The following is a 20,611-nucleotide window of genomic DNA, read 5'->3' on the forward strand; positions in this document are numbered from 1 at the left end:
AGTTAATGCAGGTTTCGCAGTATATAAGCCGGGCTGACCGCGCGCAAAGCGCTGCCAGCCCCTCTTTACCTTTCATGACAGTCAGTCGGTTTTACGCCAGCCGACCAGCCAGCTTACCAGACCGCCAGCGACCATAACCGCCGACAGCAAATCCCACTGCGGTCTGGTCAGCAGAATAGCCGTGCCGCTCAGCAGCAGCGTGGCGCCAATACCGAACAGATAGCGCGACTGATGATGCCGCACCCGGTCGTTGCGCAGATCGTAAGAAAGCTTATCGACGCTGTGCTGCAGATGCTTGTGCCGCTTCAGGCTTTCGTAAACCAGCTCCGGCAGCTCCGGCAGTTTTTCCGCCCAGAACGGCGCTTTTTCTTTCAGCGCGCGCACGATAGCCGGAATGCCAATCTGATCTTTGATCCAGTCTTCCAGGAACGGCTTGGCGGTTTTCCACAGGTCGAGCTGCGGATAAAGCTGTCGTCCGACGCCTTCCACATACAGTAGAGTTTTCTGTAACAGCACCAGCTGAGGCTGCACTTCCATGTTGAAGCGGCGCGCCGTATTAAAGAGGTTCAGCAGCACGTGACCGAAGGAGATTTCCGCCAGCGGCTTTTCAAAAATCGGTTCGCAAACGGTACGAATAGCGAACTCGAAATCCTCTACGTTGGTATCCGCCGGCACCCAGCCGGAATCAACGTGCAGCTCGGCAACCTTGCGGTAATCGCGGTTGAAGAAGGCGATAAAGTTCTCCGCCAGATAGCGCTTATCTTCTTTATTCAGCGAGCCGACGATACCGCAGTCGATACCTATATATTGCGGATCTTCAGGATGCTCATAGCTGACAAAAATGTTGCCCGGATGCATATCGGCGTGGAAAAAGCTGTCGCGGAACACCTGGGTAAAGAAGACCTGCACGCCGCGCTCGGCCAGCAGCTTCATGTTGACGCCGCGCTGTTCGAGCTGCACCACATCGGAGATTGGAATGCCGTAAATGCGCTCCATCACCAGCATGGTTTCGCTACAGTAGTCGGAATAGATTTCCGGCACGTAAAGCATGTTGCTGCCTTCGAAATTACGGCGCAGCTGAATGGCGTTAGCCGCTTCGCGCAGCAGGTTCAGTTCGTCTATCAGCGTTTTTTCGTAATCGGCCACCACTTCCTGCGGACGCAGGCGGCGCCCGTCCGGTAACAGGCGAGGCACCCAGGCCGCCATGCGGTTGATCAGCTTCATATCGGCTTTGATCACCGGCAGGATATCCGGACGAATAACCTTAATGACCACTTCCCTGCCGTTTTCCTTCAGCGTGGCGGTGTGTACCTGCGCGATGGAAGCGGAAGCAAGCGGCGTGATCACAAAGTCATCAAACAGGGTTTCCACCTTGCAGCCAAGCGACATCTCAATCTGTTTTTTCGCCTGTACGCCATCGAAAGGCGCGACCTTGTCCTGCAGCATCGCCAGCTGATCGGCGATATGCGGCGGAAAAAGATCGCGTCGCGTGGACATCATCTGACCAAATTTGATCCACACCGGGCCAAGCTGCTCCATGGCTAACCTGATACGCTCGCCAAGCTGACGCTCTTTGTGCAAATTAGGCATCCAGAACAGCGTCCGACGCCACAGGCGCAGCGGCAGCGCCAGCCGGGTTTTTGGGATTAGCTCATCCAGTCCGTAGCTCAAAAAGATACGGATAATAAAATAGAGACGACGTATTTCTCCGAGGGTCATTTGCCCTCCAGTTGTTTAAGGCGGGTTTCCAGCGCAGCCAGCTCGCGAGCGGCGGCGTCGACTTCTTCAGCAAACCAGGCAAGCTCCAGGCCGCCCGGCGCCAGGCGCCACTCTTCCGTCAGCGCCTGACCCAGATAGCTCTGTTTACGATCAAGATTGCCGCGCACCAGCTGCAACCCGCGACGGGCGGCCTGGCTGATGCCCTGAGCGGCAATATCGCCAATCCAGGGCGCGAGATATTCGGCAGGGTCAAGCTCGGCCAGATCGATCAGCGCGGAGAACTGCTGGACGACCTGTAGATCGCCCTCAACCTCCAGCTCGCCGCTGCGGATCAGGCTGGTTAACTGCTGACGATCGCGCAGCTTGCGCAGCGTCGCCAGACGGGTTTTCACCTTGCAGTCCGGCATGTCGCACCAGTCGCCCAGCACATCGACCTGTTGGTCGCTGAAGATAAAGATCAGCGGCTGCTTCAGCTCGGCCAGCTCAATGGCCAGGCTGCGGCCGTTAAGACGCTGACGCGCGGCTTTCAGGCCGCGATCGCGATAAAGGATCTGATTGAGCGCCGTTTCCAGCCCTGCGGTTAACAGCGGCGTTAAGGTCATTCGCTATCCTGTTCAGAACTTGAATCCGCGGTGCAGCGCAACGATGCCACCGGTAAGATTGTGATAGGTAGTATTCTCGAAGCCGACATCATCCATCATCTGCTTTAACGTATCCTGATCCGGATGCATTCGGATAGATTCGGCCAGATAGCGGTAGCTTTCGGAATCTTTCGCCACCAGCTCGCCGATACGCGGCAGCACGTGGAATGAGTAGGCGTCATACGCCTTGCTTAGCGGCTCCAGCAGCGGTTTGGAAAACTCCAGCACCAGCAGGCGTCCGCCCGGCTTCAGCACGCGGAACATCGAGGCCAGCGCCTTCTCTTTTTCGGTGACGTTACGCAGGCCGAAAGCGATAGTGATGCAGTCGAAATGATTGTCCGGGAACGGCAGCGCTTCGGCGTTAGCCTGCACGTAGTTCACGTTGCCGATAATCCCGTTGTTACGCAGTTTCTCACGGCCTACTTTCAGCATGGAGCTGTTGATATCCGCCAGCACCACTTCACCCGTTTCACCCACCAGGCGAGAGAATTTAGCGGTCAGATCGCCGGTACCGCCGGCCAGATCCAGGACGCGCTGTCCGCGACGCACGCCGCTGCAATCGATAGTAAAACGTTTCCAGACACGGTGGATGCCGAACGACATCAGATCGTTCATCAGGTCATATTTGGCCGCAACGGAATGGAAAACATCAGCCACCATTTCAGCTTTGTCGCTTTTCGCTACCGTGCGAAAGCCGAAGTGCGTGGTATCCTTTGATTCATCTGCCATTTGTTTTGCCTGCTCTGCAATCAGTTATCTGCCAAGTGTATCAGAGTCCCGCAGGCCAGGCACAGCCTTGCGGGTTATTCATTAACTCGGGCCGCGCCTGGCCCGGTTTGCGTCGCCAGATACGCGACATCTTCCTCATCTTCGTTCTCTTGCTCGTCAGCCTCATCCGGCATCGCCTGCGCGACCAGGCGGGGATTAATAGGCCGCTTGATGGCCACGCCCAGCTGCCGAAAACTTTCCGTCTGCGCGATCAGGTTGCCCCGCCCTTCCGCCAGCTTCTTCATGGCCTGACGATAGCTTTCGCTGGCCTTATCGAGGCTTTGCCCCATTGCCGACATGTCGTCGACAAACAGGCGCATTTTGTCATAGAGCTTAGCCGCTCTGTCGGCGATGCGCTGGGCATGACGGCTTTGGTGCTCGTAGCGCCACAGGTTATTGATGGTACGTAGCGCCACCAGCAGCGTGGTGGGGCTGACCAGCATGATGTTTTGACCCAGCGCCTCGTTGATCAGTTCCGGCTGACGGTCAATAGCGACCAGAAAAGCGGGTTCGACCGGAATAAACATCAGCACGTAGTCCAGCGATCGCAGGCCGGGCAGCTGCTGATAATCTTTGCGGCTCAGCAGGCGGATATGGCTGCGAATGGCCGCAACGTGCTCGCCGATGGCCGTTTCGCGCGTGGCTTCATCTTCGCCGTTGAAATAGCGTTCGTAAGCCACCAGCGTCATCTTCGCGTCGATCACCACGTCTTTGCCCTGCGGCAGACGCACAATCACGTCCGGCTGCATACGGGCGTTATGCTCCAGCTGAATATTGACCTGGGTTTCATATTCGTGCCCTTCCCGCAGGCCGGAGGCTTCCAGCACGCGGCTGAGCACGACTTCGCCCCAGTTTCCCTGTATTTTATTGTCGCCCTTCAGGGCCTTGGTCAGGTTAATCGCTTCCTGCGCCATTTGGGCATTGAGCTGTTGCAGATTGCGGATTTCATGAGAAAGCGTATGGCGCTCGCGCGCCTCCTGGCCGAAGCCTTCCTGAACCTGGCGACGAAACCCTTCCAGCTGTTCGCGCAGCGGCGAGAGCAGCCCGTCCAGGCTCTGGCGGTTCTGCTCATCGACACGGCGGTTGCTGTGTTCGAAAATACGGTTGGCAAGGTGTTCAAACTGCGCATTCAGCCGCTGTTCGCTGTTGACCAGCAGGCGCTGCTTCTCTTCCGCCGCCATTCTGCTCTCTTCAAGCCGAATGGTGACCTCGCGCAGTTCCGCCTCCTGGGCGCTGTTGATCTCCAGCTGGGTGCGCAGTTCGCGCGCCAGCTGTTCGGCCTCGCCGCGCCAGTGGTCAAGCTGGGTGAGTTTCTCCTGGGTAGCGGCGAGCGTGCCGTGCAGCTGACGCAGCTCCAGCTCCTGCTGTTTTTGCGCCTGCTGCTGCTGGCTCTGTTGCTGCGTCAGGCGATCGCGCTCCTGCTTCAGCTGCTCGCTGGCCTGTTGCAGCAGCCTGCGCTCCGTTTCCTGGTGCGCCGCGCGCTGCTGGCTGTGATACCAGGCGATAAGCCAGCCGACCAGCGCGCCCGCCAGGCCTGAGCCAATGCCGTAACCGATTATTGCATCCACGCGCCTTCTCCCGTCCAGGCTTCTCTGGCAGAAAAGGTAAGGGCAGGCCGTGGCAATGTCGAGTTAAAAAGCGCGATGTAACGGGATCGAGGAGGTTTTCATCAGGATGTCAGAGACGGCTCGAAAAATTTGCCGTGGGTAGCGCAAGGGCGAAACCATTAAGGGAGCCGCGCTCCCTTAATGAAGGCTGAAGAAGTTAGCGAAACTGGTCTCAACGGCCAGGCCAGAGGTTGGCGAGGCCGATCTCAACGTCTAGATCAGACGGCGCGCCGCCTCAACTACGATACGCACCGCATCGCTTTCGGTTTTCTTCATGGTTTCCGCATCGGGAATTTCCTGCTGGGTGCGGTTCACGATCACGCCCGCCACCATGCCGGCACGCAGACCCTGGCTGGCGCACATGGTCAGCAGCGTGGCGGATTCCATTTCGTAGTTCAGCACGCCCATTTGCTGCCACTCTTTCATGGAGTTCTGGAAACGGCTTACTACGCGGCCAGAAAAGGTGTCGTAACGCTCCTGTCCCGGATAAAAAGTGTCGGAAGACGCGGTGACGCCGATATGCGTGGTCGCGCCAAGCGCTTTCGCCGCTTCGACCAGCGCGGTGGTGCAGGTAAAATCGGCCACGGCCGGGAATTCCAGCGGCGCAAAGTGCAGACTCGCGCCGTCCAGACGCACGGAGCCGGTGGTTACCAGCACGTCGCCCACGCTGATGTCAGGCTGGATAGCGCCAGTTGTACCTACGCGCAGAAAAGTACGGATGCCCAGCTGCGCCAACTCTTCTACCGCGATGGAGGTGGAAGGGCCGCCGATACCGGTTGAACAGACGATAACGGCCTTGCCGTCAATGTCGGCGCGCCAGGTGGTGAATTCGCGGTGCGACGCCAGATGAACCGGATTATCCATCAGCGCGGCAATCTTTTTAACGCGCTCGGGGTCGCCTGGCACAATGGCAAGGGTGGCGCCCTGAAGATCGGCTTTGGTTAAACCCAGGTGAAAAACGTCTGACTGTGCCATGACAAGATCCTGTAATTAAAAGGCGATGAAGCGCTTACAGTAGCGCAAAGCTGTGTGAATTTATGTGAGTAAATTCACTCTGAGTAATGAAAGTTACATTTGGAGTCTATTGAATCGTGACGGTAATCACACAAAAAAGCCTTCCCGCACGAATCGCGCTGTCGGAAACCGATAACGCCGTCGAAGATGACAGGCTGACCTTCACCCGATCGAAACGTAATCCTGGCTATAGTTAGCTGATTGCGCTACTGCATGTATGGAGAGGACAATGAAAAGCGACGATAATCCGACTCAAACATTGAGCAATAAGGGATTCGCTCCTGCGGTTTCACCTGCCGCATCGACCACCATCATTACCGACAGCGCCGACATCGTTTCCGGCGAAACGTCAATTCCAACGCAGGGCGAGAATATGCCTGCTTTCCACGCCAGACCGCGTCAGGCCGATGGCCCGCTACCGGTGGTGCTGGTCGTGCAGGAAATTTTTGGCGTGCACGAGCATATTCGCGATATCTGCCGTCGCCTGGCGACCGAAGGCTATCTTGCCGTCGCGCCCGAACTCTATTTTCGCGAGGGCGATCCCGCCGAGTACGATGATATTCCCACGCTGTTTAAAGAGCTGGTCAGCAAGGTGCCGGATAGCCAAGTGCTGGCGGATCTGGATCACGTAGCCAACTGGGCATCGCGCCACGGCGGCGATATGCGCAATATGGCCATTACCGGCTTTTGCTGGGGCGGCCGGATAACCTGGCTCTACGCCGCGCACAATCCTCAGCTGAAAGCGGGCGTTGCCTGGTATGGCAAGCTGACAGGCGATAAAACCTTGCAGCAGCAGAAGCACCCGGTTGACGTCGCAGTTGACCTGAACGCGCCGGTATTGGGGCTGTACGGCGCGCAGGATGACGGCATTCCGTTGGCGAGCGTGGAAACCATGCGTCAGGCGCTGCGGGCGGCGAACGCCAAATCGGAAATCGTGGTTTATCCCGAGGCCGGGCACGCGTTTAACGCCGATTATCGTCCCAGCTATCACGAAGAGTCGGCCAAAGACGGCTGGCAGCGAATGCTGGCCTGGTTCAGGCAGCACGGCGTCAGCTAACGCTCAGGCCCGCCTCAATCGGCGGGCTGAGGTTGCTGACAAACTCAAACTTAGGCCGCTTGCAGATTGATGAAAAGCGGCAGAGGCAGATCGGAACACGGACACGCCGTAGATACGTCCATGTAGGCTCGTTTCGCGCGTCCATGCGCGAAAACGGTCCGCTTATCCGCTCAGCCTCTGCCACCGTGAAACAGCTGGGTTGCTGTAAGAAACACCAGGATGCATCCGCTATTTAGGTTTGTCAGCAGTCTGAGCCCGCCTCAATCGGCGGGCTTTTTTTATGCCACCCTCGCGGCGGGCACAGTGCCAGCTTCATCGCCCGTACATTCCAAACGCCGCTAAACGTTATCAATAAATGAGAGGTCCACGGGCAACACCACCATCAGACAGCGGCTTTGCGAAGATTGCGGGCCGCCTCCACCATATTAGCCAGCGCCTGACGGGTTTCCGGCCAGCCGCGCGTTTTCAGGCCGCAGTCCGGGTTCACCCACAAACGCTCCACCGGAATACGCTTCGCCGCTTTCAGCAGCAGCGCCTCTATCCATGCCACGCTTGGCACGTTTGGCGAGTGAATGTCGTAAACGCCCGGGCCGATTTCGTTCGGATAGTCAAATTCCTCGAACGATTCCAGCAGTTCCATATCAGAACGTGAGGTTTCGATGGTGATCACATCCGCATCCAGCGCGGCGATAGAATCCATGATGTCGTTGAATTCGCAATAGCACATATGGGTGTGGATTTGGGTAGCATCCTGCGCCACGGCGGCGTTCAGGCGGAACGCGTCTACGGCCCACTCCAGATAGGCAGCCCACTCTGACCGCCGCAGCGGCAGGCCTTCACGCAGCGCCGGCTCATCAATCTGGATAATGCCGATACCGGCTTTTTCCAGATCGGCCACTTCGTCCCGCAGCGCCAGCGCGATCTGCTTAGCGATGGTTTCACGCGACACGTCTTCACGAGGGAAAGACCAGCAAAGAATGGTTACCGGGCCGGTCAGCATCCCTTTTACCGGCTTGTCGGTCAGCGACTGCGCGTATTTCGCCCACTCGACGGTGATCGCTTCCGGCCGACTGACGTCACCGATAATCACCGGCGGCTTCACGCAGCGGGAGCCGTAGCTCTGTACCCAGCCGTTTTGCGTAAAGGCAAAACCGTCCAGGTTTTCGCCGAAGTATTCCACCATGTCGTTGCGCTCCGCCTCGCCGTGAACCAGCACGTCCAGCCCCAGCCGCTCCTGCTCCACGATCGCCTGTTTGATATGTTCAGCAATGCCGGTGCGGTAGCTCTTTCCGTCCAGACGCCCCTGTTTGAAATCCAGGCGCAGGCCACGGATTTCGGTGGTCTGCGGGAAAGAGCCGATAGTGGTGGTCGGCCAGGCCGGCAGCTGAAAGCGCTGGCGCTGGGCTTCGGCACGCGCCTTATAGCTGCTGTGGCGCTCGCTGTCTTTCGCGGTGATAGCGGCCAGCCGTTTGCTGACGGCCTCGTTATGCACGCGCGCAGAGTCCCGGCGGGCGCGGATGGGCGCGCTCCAGGCTTCCAGCGACCGCGCGTCATTGTGGTTTAACGCATGGCTCAACAGCGCCAGCTCCTGGCATTTCTGTAGCGCAAAGGCGAACCAGCTTTTTACTTCTTCATCCAGGCGGGTTTCGGTACTTAAATCGATGGGGCTGTGCAGCAACGAGCAGGAAGAGCCGATCCATAGCCGCTGACGCTTGCCGACCAGCGGCTGTAAACGCTCAAACCAGCTGCTGAGATCGGCGCGCCACACGTTACGGCCGTTGATTACGCCGACGGAAAGCAACCAGTCGGCCGGCACTTTAGCGTTCAGCGCGGCGATATCGTCCTTGCCGTGTACCAAATCAACATGCAGACCCTGAACCGGCAGCTTAACGATAGCGTCCAGGTTGGTGCCGACGCTGTCAAAGTAGGTGGTCAGCAGCAGTTTGGTTTGCCCTTGCAGCGCCTCGTAAGCCGGTTTAAAGGCGTTGAGCCACGCCTGCGGCAGCTCCAGCACCAGCGCAGGCTCGTCGATCTGCACCCATTCGATATCGCGCTTCGCCAGCTCGCTCAGCACCTGCTGGTAAACCGGCAGAATTTCGGTTAACAGGCTCAGACGGTCGAACGGCTCGCCCTTGACTTTACCCAGCCACAGATAGGTCACCGGGCCAAGCAGCACGGGCTTCACTTTATGGCCCAGCGCCAGCGCTTCGTCCACTTCGTCCAGGATCTGCGTCCAGCTAAGCTTAAACTGCTGCCCCCGGGGTAAATTCCGGCACCATATAGTGATAGTTAGTGTTAAACCATTTGGTCATTTCAGCCGCCGCCGCAGGTTCGCCGGTCGGCGCACGGCCACGGCCCAGACGGAACAACGTATCCAGATCGACAGAGCCATCTTTATTTTGATGACGGGCAGGCACGTTGCCCAGCAGCAGGCTGGTAGTCAGCACATGATCGTACCAGGCGAAATCGCCGACCGGTACATAGTCTACCCCAGCCTGTTTCTGCTGTTCCCAGTGGCGGGCGCGCAGTTCGCGGCCTACCGCCAGCAGCGCTTCCTGCGTGCTGTTGCCCGCCCAGTAGCTTTCCTGTGCTTTTTTCAGTTCGCGACGCAGGCCAACGCGGGGGAAGCCGAGCGTATGGTTCAGAATAGTCATCAATGCGTTCCTCAGTTACCGCCCGCTGTCGTGGCAATCGGGCTTTTAGACGTCCAGATGTTTACACATCTATAATCCGCAGGTACTGTATTCACCACAAGCGCAAATTGTTCATTGTCGATGTGAAGGACTCTCATGATCGAACTCAAACACCTGCGGACGCTGCAAGCGCTGCGCAACAGCGGTTCGCTGGCCGCCGCCGCCGCTCAGCTTCATCAGACACAGTCGGCCCTGTCCCATCAGTTCAGCGATCTGGAGCAGCGCCTGGGCTTCCGCCTGTTTGTGCGTAAAAGCCAGCCGCTGCGCTTTACGCCGCAGGGCGAAATCTTGCTGCAGCTTGCCGAGCAGGTGCTGCCGCAGATCCAGCACGCTTTACAGGCCTGCCACGAACCGCATCAGGCCACGCTGCGTATCGCTATCGAGTGCCACAGCTGTATTCAATGGCTGACGCCAGCGTTGAGCAACTTCCGTCAGAGCTGGCCGCAGGTGGTGATGGATTTTAAATCCGGGGTGACTTTCGATCCCCAGCCCGCGCTTCAACAGGGGGAGCTGGACGTGGTGCTCACCTCCGATATTTTGCCGCGCAGCGGGCTGTTCTATTCGCCAATGTTTGATTTTGAAGTTCGCCTGGTGCTGGCGCCCGACCATCCGCTGGCGCAGGTTGATCATATTTCACCGGAAGATCTGGCCAGCGAAGTGCTGATGATTTATCCGGTGCAGCGGCAGCGCCTGGATATCTGGCGGCATTTCTTGCAGCCCGCAGGCGTCAGCCCGGCGTTAAAAAGCGTGGATAATACGCTGCTGCTGATCCAGATGGTGTCCGCGGGCATGGGCATCGCCGCCCTGCCGCACTGGGTTGTGGAAAGCTTTGAGCATCAGGGGCTGGTGGTGACCAAAACGCTTGGCCAGGGTTTATGGAGCCGTTTATATGCCGCCGTGCGCGACGGCGAGCAGCGTCAGGCAGTAGTCGAAGCTTTTATCCGCTCCGCCCGCCAGCACGCCTGCGAGCATCTGCCGCTGGTCAGGGACGCTTCCGCGCCGGGCACGCCGCTGCCGACCTCTTTGCATCATTCCTGAGCGGCCAGTACGGGCGATCGCTTTTGCGCGGTGGCCCTTTTAGCGCAGCCGTGCCTTTATAACGCGCTGGCCGCCTGCCTTTTTGCTGACGGTATTCCTTTATCCAGCGCCATTTGTCTCTATAATGCGGCCAACGATCCTGAACCAATGAGATTTTTATGACCAATAATGACGTTTTGCGCAGCGTGCGCTACATGCTGAGCCTGAGCGATGCTCAGATGGTTGGCATCCTGGCGCTGGCGGAAAGTGAAGTCAGCGAAGCGGAAATGCAAAGCTTCCTGAAAAAAGAAGGCGAAGCGGGCTTTCGCGCCTGTCCTGACGTGGTAATGGGCTATTTCCTGAACGGGCTGATTTTTCAGCGCCGTGGCAAAAGCGAAGATGCGCCTGAGCCTTCTGTCGAACGCAAGATGACGAATAATATTATTATTAAAAAACTGCGCATCGCTTTCGATTTAAAAACTACGGATATTATTGACGTGCTTAAGCTGGCGGACTTCGCCGTGGGCCAGTCTGAAATTGGCGCTATTTTCCGAAAGCCAGGGCATAAAAATTACCGTGAATGCGGCGATCAGATTTTAAGGAATTTCCTGAAGGGAATGACAATGAAATTACGCCCTGCCCCTGTTAAAAAAGCTTAAATATTAGTGCAGCCTTCGGGCTGCCTGCTATTTAAACGCTATCAAAAAAATGCATTATTTATATTTCCTTCCTGCCTTTACAGGGTAAGTCACCCCTCATAATATCCGCCTGATATTTACACATTGTAAATACAGCGAACCATGAAAGTGGATATATTATGAGAGCGCAACTATCAGCAGCGCAGGTAAAAACAACGACACTACCAAAACTATTTTCGGCACGCTTTTTTCTAAAATTTATAGGCTGCTTTGCCCGTCAGCGCTGAGTTATAACAGCGGGCAGGTAACGACAGCGGTAGCCATATTGGCAAAACCAGTAAAACGAATGTGAATCTGCTGGTCAGTAAATCACGGCCTTTGCCTGGTTCACTAACGAGCCAGGCAAAGGCGTTAAGCAGGGCGTGTCGCGCCCCGCTTTTTATCGTCGTGCTATTTTTTGATCACCCAGTGTCGGTGTACCCATAGCGAGGCGAAAATTACCGCTGCGCCAACGATAAAGCTCGGCCAGTGCGGCTGCTGCTGCCAGATTGCAAGGTTAACCAGCAATCCGGCGGGCACGTGCATATTATTCATAATGCCCAGCGTGCCGGCATCAACCTGCGTCGCGCCGTAGTTCCACATAAAATAACCCAGCCCGGAAGCCGCCACGCCCAGCCAGATCAGGATGCTCCACTGTAGCGTGGTGGTCGGCAGCTTCTGCGGATTGCCCCACAGGCACCAGGCGATAATCGCGACGAGCGCCGCGCCCATATAAAACCAGGAAAAGGCGGCGTGCTGCGGCATCGGACGCGTTTCCTGCAGGCGCTTGTAGCCCACCATGCCAACGGCAAAGCAAAGGTTGGCAAGCTGCACCAGCAGCAGGCCAAACCAGAAGTGGTCGCTGACCTTGTCGTAGCGAATAATCGCCGCGCCCGCCACCGCCAGCAGCGCGCTCAGTGCATAGCCGGGGCGCACGCCTCTTCCGCTCATCAGGTCATAAATCAGGGTGATATAGAGCGGCGTCATCACCGTAAACAGCAGCAGCTCGGAAACGCTGAGGTAGAGGTAAGCCTCAAAGCTGAACAGATACATAATACCCAGCTGCAGCGCGCCTACGCCCATATAGAGCAGCAGCGTTGATGGCCGATAGCCGCGCCAGCGCAGAAACGGCAGGAAAACCACGGCGGCCAGCAGCAGACGGATCAGCACGGAAAAGACGCTGTCGACCTGGCCTGCCAGATATTCGCCGATCAGGCTGAACGAAAAGGCCCACAGGATAGTGGTGATTATCAGTAAGATCACGATAAAAACTCGCTGGTGAAAAGTGGGCACAGTGTAGCGAAATCAACGTGGACGCGGGGAAATATCTGGTTGACATCTGATTGCAAAATGTACTCACCTGTTTTTATCCTGCCGTTTGAGTGAGCCTGCTCACACTCCTTGCCGGCATGGCTACAAGCATTCAGAGAAGCGTGCCGCATAATTCGTTTGATTGTCATAAAAATGTAACCTTTGGGTTCTTCTTCACAGCGAGGCCGCGCGTTTTCTTTTAGGCTCCTTCCGCTACGGATCGCGTTTATCTGTTGCTGCACGACGAAAAAAACGAATATAAATTGCCATTGGAGGCTGTTATGTTATCTGTTTTTAAACCTGCGTCGCATCGAACGCGCGTTGACACCAGCGAAATCGATCCGCTTTATCGTAAATTACGCTGGCAGATATTTTTTGGTATTTTCTTCGGCTATGCGGCCTATTATCTGGTGCGGAAAAATTTTGCGCTGGCGATGCCTTCGCTGATCGAGCAGGGTTTTTCTCGGGGGGATTTAGGCTTTGCCCTTTCAGGTATTTCCATCGCCTACGGATTTTCTAAATTTATTATGGGATCCGTTTCCGATCGCTCGAATCCACGCTACTTTTTGCCCGCCGGTTTAATTCTGGCGGCGGCGGTCATGTTGTTTATGGGATTCGTTCCCTGGGCCACCTCCAGCATTACCGTGATGTTCGTGCTGCTGTTTTTATGCGGCTGGTTCCAGGGCATGGGCTGGCCGCCCTGTGGACGCACTATGGTGCACTGGTGGTCGCACAAGGAGCGCGGCGGCATCGTTTCCGTCTGGAACTGCGCGCACAACGTCGGCGGCGGCCTGCCTCCGCTGCTGTTTCTGCTGGGCATGTACTGGTTTAACGACTGGAAAGCGTCGCTTTATATGCCCGCTTTCGCCGCCATTCTGGTGGCCGTTATCGCCTTTGCGTTGATGCGCGACACGCCGCAATCCTGCGGTCTGCCGCCGATTGAAGAGTATAAAAACGACTATCCGCCCGACTATGATAAAAGCCAGGAAGAGGAGCTGACCGCCAGGCAAATTTTTATGCAGTACGTACTGCCCAACCGGCTGCTCTGGTATATCGCGCTGGCCAACGTGTTTGTCTATCTGCTGCGCTACGGCATTCTCGACTGGTCACCGACCTATTTAAAAGAGGTGAAGCACTTTACGCTGGATAAATCCTCCTGGGCCTACTTTCTTTATGAGTACGCCGGCATTCCCGGCACGCTGCTGTGCGGCTGGATGTCCGATAAGGTGTTCAGAGGCAATCGTGGCGCGACCGGCGTCTTTTTTATGGTGCTGGTGACGATCGCCACCGTGGTTTACTGGCTGAATCCTCCCGGCAATCCGGGCGTGGATATTACCTGCATGATTGTAATCGGCTTTCTGATTTATGGGCCAGTAATGCTGATTGGGCTGCACGCCCTGGAGCTGGCGCCGAAGAAAGCTGCGGGAACGGCGGCGGGCTTCACCGGGCTGTTCGGCTATCTTGGCGGCTCGGTGGCCGCCAGCGCTATTGTCGGCTACACCGTAGATTACTTCGGCTGGGACGGCGGCTTTATCGTGATGATCGGCGGCGGCGTGCTGGCCGTTATCCTGCTGGTTATCACCATGCTGAACGAACACAGGCACAAAAAAGAGGCAACGCAATGAAAAAGCTGATAGCTATGCTGCTGCTGGGCGCTTCGTTCGGCGCAGTAGCCGCGGAAACACACAAGATTGTAATTGCCCATCGTGGCGCGAGCGGCTACCTGCCGGAACACACGCTGCCCGCCAAAGCGATGGCTTACGCGCAGGGATCCGACTTCCTTGAGCAGGATCTGGTGATGACCCGCGACGATCGGCTGGTGGTGCTGCACGATCACTACCTGGATCGCGTAACGGACGTGGCGGAACGCTATCCCGACCGCGCCAGAAAGGATGGACGTTACTATGCCATCGACTTTACGCTGGCCGAAATCAAGGGGCTGAAGTTTACGGAAGGCTTTACGCTAAAAGACGGTAAGAAAGTGCAGACTTATCCGCAGCGTTTCCCGATGGGCAAATCGGACTTCCACGTGCATACCTTTGCCGAAGAGATTGAATTTATTCAGGGCCTGAACCACTCGACGGGCAAAAATATCGGCATCTACACCGAAATTAAAGCGCCGTGGTTTCACCGCCAGGAAGGCAAAGATATCTCCGCCAGGGTACTGGATGTGCTTAAGCAGTACGGCTATAGCTCGAAAAGCGACAACGTCTACCTGCAATGCTTTGACCATAACGAACTCAAACGCATTAAAACGGAGCTGGAGCCGCAAAGAGGCATGGACGTCAAACTGGTGCAGCTGATCACCGAAACGGACTCAAAAGAGACGCAGGAGCAGCAAGACGGGAAATGGGTGAACTACAGCTATGACTGGATGCTGCAACCGGGCGCGATGAAAACGCTGGCCCGTTACGTCGACGGCATCGGCCCTGATTATCATATGCTGATTGCCAACGGCTCGACCAAAGGCGCGGTTCACTTTACGCCGATGGTGAAGGAGGCGCATCAGAATGGCCTGGTCGTGCATCCCTATACCGTGCGGGCCGACCAGCTGCCCGGCTGGGTGGATAACGTGGACGAGCTGTACGACGCGCTCTATAACCAGGCGGGCGTGGACGGTCTGTTTACCGACTTCCCGGACAAGGCCGTGCGCTTCCTGAAGCGGTAAGCGTTGCCGCCTCTGTAACCAGAGGCGGCTTTTACCGGCTTCAGACGTTATAAAGCTTGCGCAGATAGTTCGGCACCGCGTTATCCGCATTGCTGCCAATCACTTCCAGTTCCGGCAGCAGATCCTTCAGGCGCTGATGCGAGTTGCTCATGATGCAGCCTTTGCCCGCCATGTTCAGCATCTCTTTGTCGTTCATGCCGTCGCCAAAAGAGATGCAGTCCGCCAGCGTAAAGCCCAGTAGTCGGGATACCGCGTCCAGCGCGTGACCTTTGGAAACGCCGCCCGCCATCACTTCCAGACAGGTCGGCAGCGAGAAGCTGACGTTAACCCGATCGCCCCAGCGCGCCATCAGCGCCTCTTCCAGCGGGATCAGCAGTTCCGGCTTAGCGCAGGTAAAGAACACTTTGCTGATGCCGTCGGTTGGCAGCGAATCCGGCTGATAGGTCTGGTAGTTAAAATTGGACTCGCGGAAAAAATCCATCTCTTCCGGGCGGTGGCGGTTAAGGAACCACTCTTCATCGCGGTAGACGTTGGTATAGATATCCTGGTGGCTGTGATGCAAAGCAAAAAGCTCACGGGCAATGTCTTCTTCCAGGTTATGGCTGAAGATCAGCTCGCCTGCGGTATTGTGCACGCGCGCGCCGTTCGAGGTGATCATATAGGCATCAATACCCAGGCTGTCACGCATCTGCCCGACATCAATGTGATGGCGACCGGTGGCGAACACAAAATGGACGCCCTTTTGCGTCAGCAGCTGGAGCGTTTCACGGGCGAAAGCGGATAAACGGTGATCCGGCGACAGCAGCGTGCCGTCGAGATCGGAAGCAACAATCGGGTACATAAAACCTCTGTTAATGGTGAGCTACGGTTGCTATATCTGAGCAGTAAAATCAGGGATGCCGGGCAAAAAACGCCGTAATGGCCTCCAGCGCTTCGGCGCGCATGCTGTCTTTTTCAAACAAGATCTCATGACGCGCGCCTGCGATAATCAGCGGGCCCTCGCAGGGGTTTCCCGCCGCTTTCATGGCCTGGCAAAAGAGATCCTGAGCGCGGTTATCCACCACCTTATCCGCGCTGGCCTGTAACAGCAGCAGCGGCGTCTTTATCTCTTTTGCCTGAGCCAGAATGTTTTTGCCGGCCAGAATGCCTTCTCTGACCCAGTGATAAGTCGGCCCGCCGACGCGCAGCCCCGGATCGTCGGCGTAAAAGCGCAGGTTGCGCCGGTAGCGCTCGCGGCTGTGGGTCAGCTGGTTCATCCCGAACGGCCTGGGCTGCCACTGGCCGGTGCCGATCGCGTAACCGTCGCGCACCACGGGACGCTTTTCCGCCCAGTTCAGAATACAGTGCGTCATCCACAGCGGCATCGGCAGGAAGATCCCGAACATCGGCGCGGCCAGCGCCACGGCGTTAAAGGCCTGCGGCTGCCTGGCCAGCATCAGCGTCAGGATCGCGCCGCCCATTGAGTGCGCCAGCGCATAGCGATGCTGATAGTGACGGCTGAGGATCGCTTTCAGATAGAGCGTCTCCAGATCTTCAACATAGTGGTCGAACAGCTCCACATGGCCGCGATGGCTATCCTGCAGCAGCCTGCCGGAACGGCCCTGCCCGCGATGATCGACAATAATCACATCATAGCCGCAGTGAAACAGGTCGTAGGCCAGCTCCGGATATTTTACGTAGCTTTCGATACGTCCGGGGCAAATCAGGATAACGCGGTTGTGTTGCGATGACGTGAAGCGAACGTAGCGAATGGGCACGTTTTCCACGCCGATAAACTCGTCTTCTTCCCGCCGCCGCCAGAAATCCAGCAGCGGGCCGGTGGCGAAAGCGGCAAAAGCTTTTTCACGATTTCGCCAGCCATGCTTTTTCATTGACCCGACCTCCGCTTTTTTCACATTCCGCCCGGCCCCGTAGCCTGCGCAGCCGCAATGGCGTATTGTGTCATACTTCTGTGCTATCAGGGAGTCTGACCCAATGACCATGCAGTGGTGGCTGGCCTATCTGTTAACGACCAGCATCTTAAGCCTTTCGCCGGGTTCCGGCGCAATCAATACCATGAGTACCGGCATCAGCCACGGTTATCGCGGCGCGGCGGCCTCTATTTCCGGCCTGCAGGTTGGGCTGGCGGTGCATATTCTGCTGGTTGGCATCGGCCTGGGCGCGCTGTTTTCCCAATCCGTGCTGGCTTTTGAAGTGCTGAAATGGGCGGGCGCGGCTTACCTGATCTGGCTGGGCATCCAGCAGTGGCGCTCGGCAGGCGCGATAGATCTTCAGGCGGTCGCCAAAGCGATGCCGCGCCGCAGGCTGTTTAAGCGTGCGGTGCTGGTGAACCTGACCAACCCAAAAAGCATTGTTTTTCTGGCGGCGCTCTTTCCGCAGTTTATCATCCCGCACCAGCCGCAGGCGATGCAGTATCTGGTGCTGGGCGTGACGACGGTGGTGGTCGATATCATCGTGATGATCGGCTACGCCACGCTGGCGCAGCGGATTGCGGCCTGGATTAAAGGGCCAAAACAGATGAAGCTGTTAAACCGCCTGTTTGGCGGCATGTTTATGGCGGTCGGCGCGCTGCTGGCTTCCGCGCGGCGTATTGCCTGATGCATTAAAGGCTGGCATGGAGGACGCGCCGTCCATGCCAGCCCGCGTCTTCCCCGTTCTCCGGCCGCACGCCCGGCCTACTCTTCGCCGTCGACATGCTCGCGGATCATCACCATAAACGGCTTGCCGAAGCGCTCCAGCTTGCGCTGACCAACGCCGTTGACGCTCAGCATTTCTGAGGCGGTCAGCGGCATCTGCTCGGCCATTTCTATCAGCGTGGCGTCGTTAAACACTACGTAAGGCGGAATGTTCTCTTCATCGGCAATGGCTTTACGCAGCTTACGCAGCTTGGCGAACAGCTTGCGATCGTAGTTGCCGCCAAACGATTTCTGATTGCTGTTGCGCGGCTTGACGCTGACCATGCGCGGCACCGCCAGCAGCAGCGGCACTTCGCCACGCAGCAGGGGACGCGCCGCTTCCGTTAACTGAAGCGCGGAATGCATCGCAATATTTTGTGTCGCAAAGCCCAGATGAATAAGTTGACGGATCACGCTTATCCAGTGCTCGTGGCTCTGATCGCGGCCAATGCCGTAAACCGGCAGCTTGTCGTGCTGCATATCGCGAATACGCTGATTGTTGGCACCGCGCAGCACCTCCACCACGTAGCCCATGCCAAACCGCTGGCCGACACGATAAATGCAGGAAAGCGCCTTTTGCGCCTCTACCGTGCCGTCGTAACGACGCGGCGGATCGAGACAGATATCGCAGTTGTCGCAGGGCTGCTGCCGCCCTTCGCCAAAGTAGTTCAGCAGCACCAGACGGCGGCAGGTCTGCGCTTCCGCAAAAGCGCCCATCGCGTTCAGCTTGTGGCGTTCAATATCCTGCAACGGCCCCGGCGCTTTCTCTTCCAGACAGCGGCGCAGCCAGGCCATATCGGCCGGATCGTACAGCATCAGCGCCTCCGCCGGCAGGCCATCACGACCGGCACGGCCCGTTTCCTGATAGTAGGATTCGATATTGCGCGGGATATCAAAGTGCACCACAAAGCGCACGTTGGGCTTGTTGATACCCATGCCGAAGGCGACCGTGGCGACGACGATCTGGAGATCGTCACGCTGGAAGGCTTCCTGCACGCGGGCGCGATGCACGTTATCCATTCCGGCATGATAGGCGCCAACGCTCAGGCCACGGCTTTGCAAACGCGCGGCGGTGTCTTCCACCTTCGCGCGGCTGTTGCAGTAGATGATGCCGCATTTGCCGCGCTGATCCTGCACGTAGCGGATCAGCTGATCCGTCGGCTTGAATTTTTCCACCAGCGTATAGCGGATATTGGGACGATCGAAGCTGCTGACCTGGATCAGCGGATCGTCAAGCTGGAGCAGGCGCGCGATATCGTTACGGGTGGTTTCGTCGGCGGTGGCGGTCAGCGCCATCACCGGCACGTCCGGCAGCCGCTGACGCAGCTGGCCCAGCGCGCCGTATTCCGGACGGAAATCGTGGCCCCATTGCGAAATACAGTGGGCCTCGTCTACGGCCAGCATCGCCGGATTCCAGTGCGCCAGATTATCCAGGAAGTTATCCATCATCAGGCGTTCAGGCGCGATATAAAGCAGCTTGATCCGGCCCGTGCGGCAGCCGGCGAAGACCTCCTGCTGCTCTTCCCGCGTCTGCGTTGAGTTCAGACAGGCGGCGGCCACGCCGTTAGCCAGCAGCTGGTCGACCTGATCCTTCATCAACGAGATCAGCGGCGACACCACCAGCGTCAGCCCTTCGCGCACCAGCGCCGGGATCTGATAGCAAAGCGATTTGCCGCCGCCGGTCGGCATGACCACCAGACAGTCGCGCCCTTTCAGCGACGCCTGAATAATAGTTTGCTGCCCCGGACGAAATTGCTGATAGCCGAAGGTTTCCTGCAAAACCTGTTGCGTCAGCATCTCCTGATTGATCACTGCAGCCGTAGACACGTGTACTCCAACTTGATGGCGGGCGACGCGTGATGGCCGCCCGGAAAGCATTAAAACAGGTCGTTCAGAATGACGCCGACGCCGACCCTGGTCTGACGATGGTTATAGTCAATCAATGATTCACCATAGCCGCTAAAGACTTGCGTATAGAAACGGACATGTTCGGTAATCGGGTAGCTCCAGCCTGCCTGCGCGCCGCCGAAACCGCTGTTCCAGTTGTAGTTGCCCTGGAGGCTGAAGACGCTTTCGCCCAGCTGATAGCCGACCGTCATGCGATAATACCCCATGTACTTAGTGATATCAGGGTTATCGTCATCATTTTCACCTTCCGGAAGGCGATACCAGGGTTTGGCTTCCACCATCCAGTTGCCGTTCTGCGCCATCAGGCGAGCGTAAACGCGGTTCCAGCTGCGGGAGGTCGGCTCCGAGCGGCCGTTGGACTGGTGGTTCAGGCCCAGCTCCACGTCGCGCAACGTCCAGCCGGCGAAGCTGTAGTCGGTGGCCCAGCCCAGGAAAATCTGCGGCTGATAATCCGTTTCACGGAACGGCGACGAGGCGCCACGGTTAGAGAGCTGCCACCAGGAGGACTGAGTATAAGAGGCGGCAAGCACCGAGTTGTCACCTAAAATGCCCCGCCAGAGAGGAAAGGCCAGGCTCAGCTGGAATTTTACCTCATCGTGCTTCGCCTTATTCGACCAGTTATAGGAATCAATCGCCTCTTTGTTGATGTTGCTGGTATCGGTGTACAGCAGATAGTTGCTTTCATAAGGAAAAAGCACAAAAGGGTTGTCATGCTTTTCCAGAAGATTAGCAATAATACTGCCACGCACCGCGGGCTGGTCATGCACCTCTGTGACCTGAGCCTCTTGCGCCAGGGTCAGACAGGGAAAAAGGAGCGCTGCAGCCAGCGGGCCTTTCAGCATCGACATAAGATTCT

The 20,611-nt window shown here is 57.3% G+C and carries 16 protein-coding genes and 1 pseudogene; 6 read left to right on the plus strand and 11 right to left on the minus strand.

Annotated features, from left to right (window positions below; all coding sequences use genetic code 11):
• Positions 1–81: 81 nt before the first annotated feature.
• The 5 genes from ubiB to udp form a co-directional block, all read right to left on the minus strand.
• Positions 82–1,719 (minus strand): ubiquinone biosynthesis regulatory protein kinase UbiB, encoded by a 1,638-nt coding sequence (ubiB, locus tag ACVWZ0_RS21400; RefSeq protein ID WP_253457296.1) that lies wholly within the window; start codon positions 1,717–1,719, stop codon positions 82–84.
• Positions 1,716–2,321: a ubiquinone biosynthesis protein UbiJ gene (gene ubiJ, locus ACVWZ0_RS21405; RefSeq protein WP_253457292.1), complete on the minus strand. Its 606-nt coding sequence runs from the start codon at positions 2,319–2,321 to the stop codon at positions 1,716–1,718. The genes ubiB and ubiJ overlap by 4 nt, the downstream gene beginning before the upstream one ends.
• Before the next feature lie 12 nt (positions 2,322–2,333).
• A complete protein-coding gene (gene ubiE / locus ACVWZ0_RS21410) occupies positions 2,334–3,089 on the minus strand; it encodes a bifunctional demethylmenaquinone methyltransferase/2-methoxy-6-polyprenyl-1,4-benzoquinol methylase UbiE (RefSeq protein WP_125290686.1) in 756 nt (251 codons plus the stop codon).
• Between the two features lie 74 nt (positions 3,090–3,163).
• Positions 3,164–4,696 carry a DNA recombination protein RmuC gene (rmuC, locus tag ACVWZ0_RS21415; protein WP_253457289.1) on the minus strand — a complete coding sequence of 511 codons (1,533 nt, stop codon included), beginning with the start codon at positions 4,694–4,696 and terminating at the stop codon, positions 3,164–3,166.
• A gap of 252 nt (positions 4,697–4,948) precedes the next feature.
• On the minus strand, positions 4,949–5,710 hold the full coding sequence (gene udp, locus ACVWZ0_RS21420) for a uridine phosphorylase (protein WP_253457286.1): 762 nt from the start codon (positions 5,708–5,710) through the stop codon (positions 4,949–4,951).
• 268 nt (positions 5,711–5,978) lie between these two features.
• On the opposite strand from udp, the gene ACVWZ0_RS21425 reads away from it, so the two are divergent.
• Positions 5,979–6,806 carry a dienelactone hydrolase family protein gene (locus tag ACVWZ0_RS21425; RefSeq protein ID WP_253457283.1) on the plus strand — a complete coding sequence of 276 codons (828 nt, stop codon included), beginning with the start codon at positions 5,979–5,981 and terminating at the stop codon, positions 6,804–6,806.
• Between the two features lie 382 nt (positions 6,807–7,188).
• Here the strand turns inward: ACVWZ0_RS21425 and metE are convergent.
• Positions 7,189–9,460: pseudogene (metE, locus tag ACVWZ0_RS21430) on the minus strand (5-methyltetrahydropteroyltriglutamate--homocysteine S-methyltransferase).
• A gap of 135 nt (positions 9,461–9,595) precedes the next feature.
• On the opposite strand from metE, the gene metR reads away from it, so the two are divergent.
• Positions 9,596–10,537 (plus strand): HTH-type transcriptional regulator MetR, encoded by a 942-nt coding sequence (gene metR, locus ACVWZ0_RS21435; protein ID WP_253457277.1) that lies wholly within the window; start codon positions 9,596–9,598, stop codon positions 10,535–10,537.
• A 158-nt stretch (positions 10,538–10,695) separates the two neighbouring features.
• Complete coding sequence (locus ACVWZ0_RS21440) at positions 10,696–11,175, plus strand: YehS family protein (RefSeq protein ID WP_253457275.1); 480 nt, start codon at positions 10,696–10,698, stop codon at positions 11,173–11,175.
• Between the two features lie 429 nt (positions 11,176–11,604).
• Here the strand turns inward: ACVWZ0_RS21440 and ACVWZ0_RS21445 are convergent, their stop codons facing one another.
• Positions 11,605–12,456, minus strand: a complete 852-nt coding sequence (locus ACVWZ0_RS21445; protein WP_253457272.1) for a carboxylate/amino acid/amine transporter — start codon at positions 12,454–12,456, stop codon at positions 11,605–11,607.
• 329 nt (positions 12,457–12,785) lie between these two features.
• On the opposite strand from ACVWZ0_RS21445, the gene glpT reads away from it, so the two are divergent.
• A complete protein-coding gene (glpT, locus tag ACVWZ0_RS21450) occupies positions 12,786–14,129 on the plus strand; it encodes a glycerol-3-phosphate transporter (protein ID WP_253457269.1) in 1,344 nt (447 codons plus the stop codon).
• Positions 14,130–14,143: 14 nt separating this feature from the next.
• Positions 14,144–15,172 (plus strand): glycerophosphodiester phosphodiesterase, encoded by a 1,029-nt coding sequence (gene glpQ / locus ACVWZ0_RS21455; protein WP_436830544.1) that lies wholly within the window; start codon positions 14,144–14,146, stop codon positions 15,170–15,172.
• A 40-nt stretch (positions 15,173–15,212) separates the two neighbouring features.
• Here glpQ and yigL read toward each other — a convergent pair whose 3' ends face one another.
• Positions 15,213–16,013, minus strand: a complete 801-nt coding sequence (gene yigL, locus ACVWZ0_RS21460; protein ID WP_253457265.1) for a sugar/pyridoxal phosphate phosphatase YigL — start codon at positions 16,011–16,013, stop codon at positions 15,213–15,215.
• A gap of 49 nt (positions 16,014–16,062) precedes the next feature.
• Positions 16,063–17,043, minus strand: coding sequence for a lysophospholipase L2 (gene pldB / locus ACVWZ0_RS21465; RefSeq protein WP_253457263.1), 981 nt, complete (start codon positions 17,041–17,043; stop codon positions 16,063–16,065).
• A gap of 103 nt (positions 17,044–17,146) precedes the next feature.
• Here pldB and rhtB point away from each other — a divergent pair, with 103 nt between their 5' ends.
• A complete protein-coding gene (gene rhtB, locus ACVWZ0_RS21470; protein WP_125290699.1) occupies positions 17,147–17,770 on the plus strand; it encodes a homoserine/homoserine lactone efflux protein in 624 nt (207 codons plus the stop codon).
• A gap of 77 nt (positions 17,771–17,847) precedes the next feature.
• On the opposite strand, the gene recQ is transcribed toward rhtB, so the two are convergent.
• Positions 17,848–19,674, minus strand: coding sequence for an ATP-dependent DNA helicase RecQ (recQ, locus tag ACVWZ0_RS21475; protein WP_253457261.1), 1,827 nt, complete (start codon positions 19,672–19,674; stop codon positions 17,848–17,850).
• Positions 19,675–19,724: 50 nt separating this feature from the next.
• Positions 19,725–20,603 (minus strand): phospholipase A, encoded by an 879-nt coding sequence (gene pldA / locus ACVWZ0_RS21480; protein ID WP_253457259.1) that lies wholly within the window; start codon positions 20,601–20,603, stop codon positions 19,725–19,727.
• Positions 20,604–20,611: the final 8 nt, after the last annotated feature.

This window comes from Erwinia sp. TECH1 (assembly GCF_054057575.1).

Excerpts from the sequence above, each read along its gene's own strand:
- ubiB (WP_253457296.1), bottom strand. The coding sequence starts at position 1,719 with ATGACCCTCGGAGAAATACGTCGTCTCTATTTTATTATCCGTATCTTT.
- ubiJ (WP_253457292.1), bottom strand. The coding sequence starts at position 2,321 with ATGACCTTAACGCCGCTGTTAACCGCAGGGCTGGAAACGGCGCTCAAT.
- ubiE (WP_125290686.1), bottom strand. The coding sequence starts at position 3,089 with ATGGCAGATGAATCAAAGGATACCACGCACTTCGGCTTTCGCACGGTA.
- udp (WP_253457286.1), bottom strand. The coding sequence starts at position 5,710 with ATGGCACAGTCAGACGTTTTTCACCTGGGTTTAACCAAAGCCGATCTT.
- ACVWZ0_RS21425 (WP_253457283.1), top strand. The coding sequence starts at position 5,979 with ATGAAAAGCGACGATAATCCGACTCAAACATTGAGCAATAAGGGATTC.
- metR (WP_253457277.1), top strand. The coding sequence starts at position 9,596 with ATGATCGAACTCAAACACCTGCGGACGCTGCAAGCGCTGCGCAACAGC.
- ACVWZ0_RS21440 (WP_253457275.1), top strand. The coding sequence starts at position 10,696 with ATGACCAATAATGACGTTTTGCGCAGCGTGCGCTACATGCTGAGCCTG.
- glpT (WP_253457269.1), top strand. The coding sequence starts at position 12,786 with ATGTTATCTGTTTTTAAACCTGCGTCGCATCGAACGCGCGTTGACACC.
- glpQ (WP_436830544.1), top strand. The coding sequence starts at position 14,144 with ATGCTGCTGCTGGGCGCTTCGTTCGGCGCAGTAGCCGCGGAAACACAC.
- yigL (WP_253457265.1), bottom strand. The coding sequence starts at position 16,013 with ATGTACCCGATTGTTGCTTCCGATCTCGACGGCACGCTGCTGTCGCCG.
- pldB (WP_253457263.1), bottom strand. The coding sequence starts at position 17,043 with ATGAAAAAGCATGGCTGGCGAAATCGTGAAAAAGCTTTTGCCGCTTTC.
- rhtB (WP_125290699.1), top strand. The coding sequence starts at position 17,147 with ATGACCATGCAGTGGTGGCTGGCCTATCTGTTAACGACCAGCATCTTA.
- pldA (WP_253457259.1), bottom strand. The coding sequence starts at position 20,603 with ATGTCGATGCTGAAAGGCCCGCTGGCTGCAGCGCTCCTTTTTCCCTGT.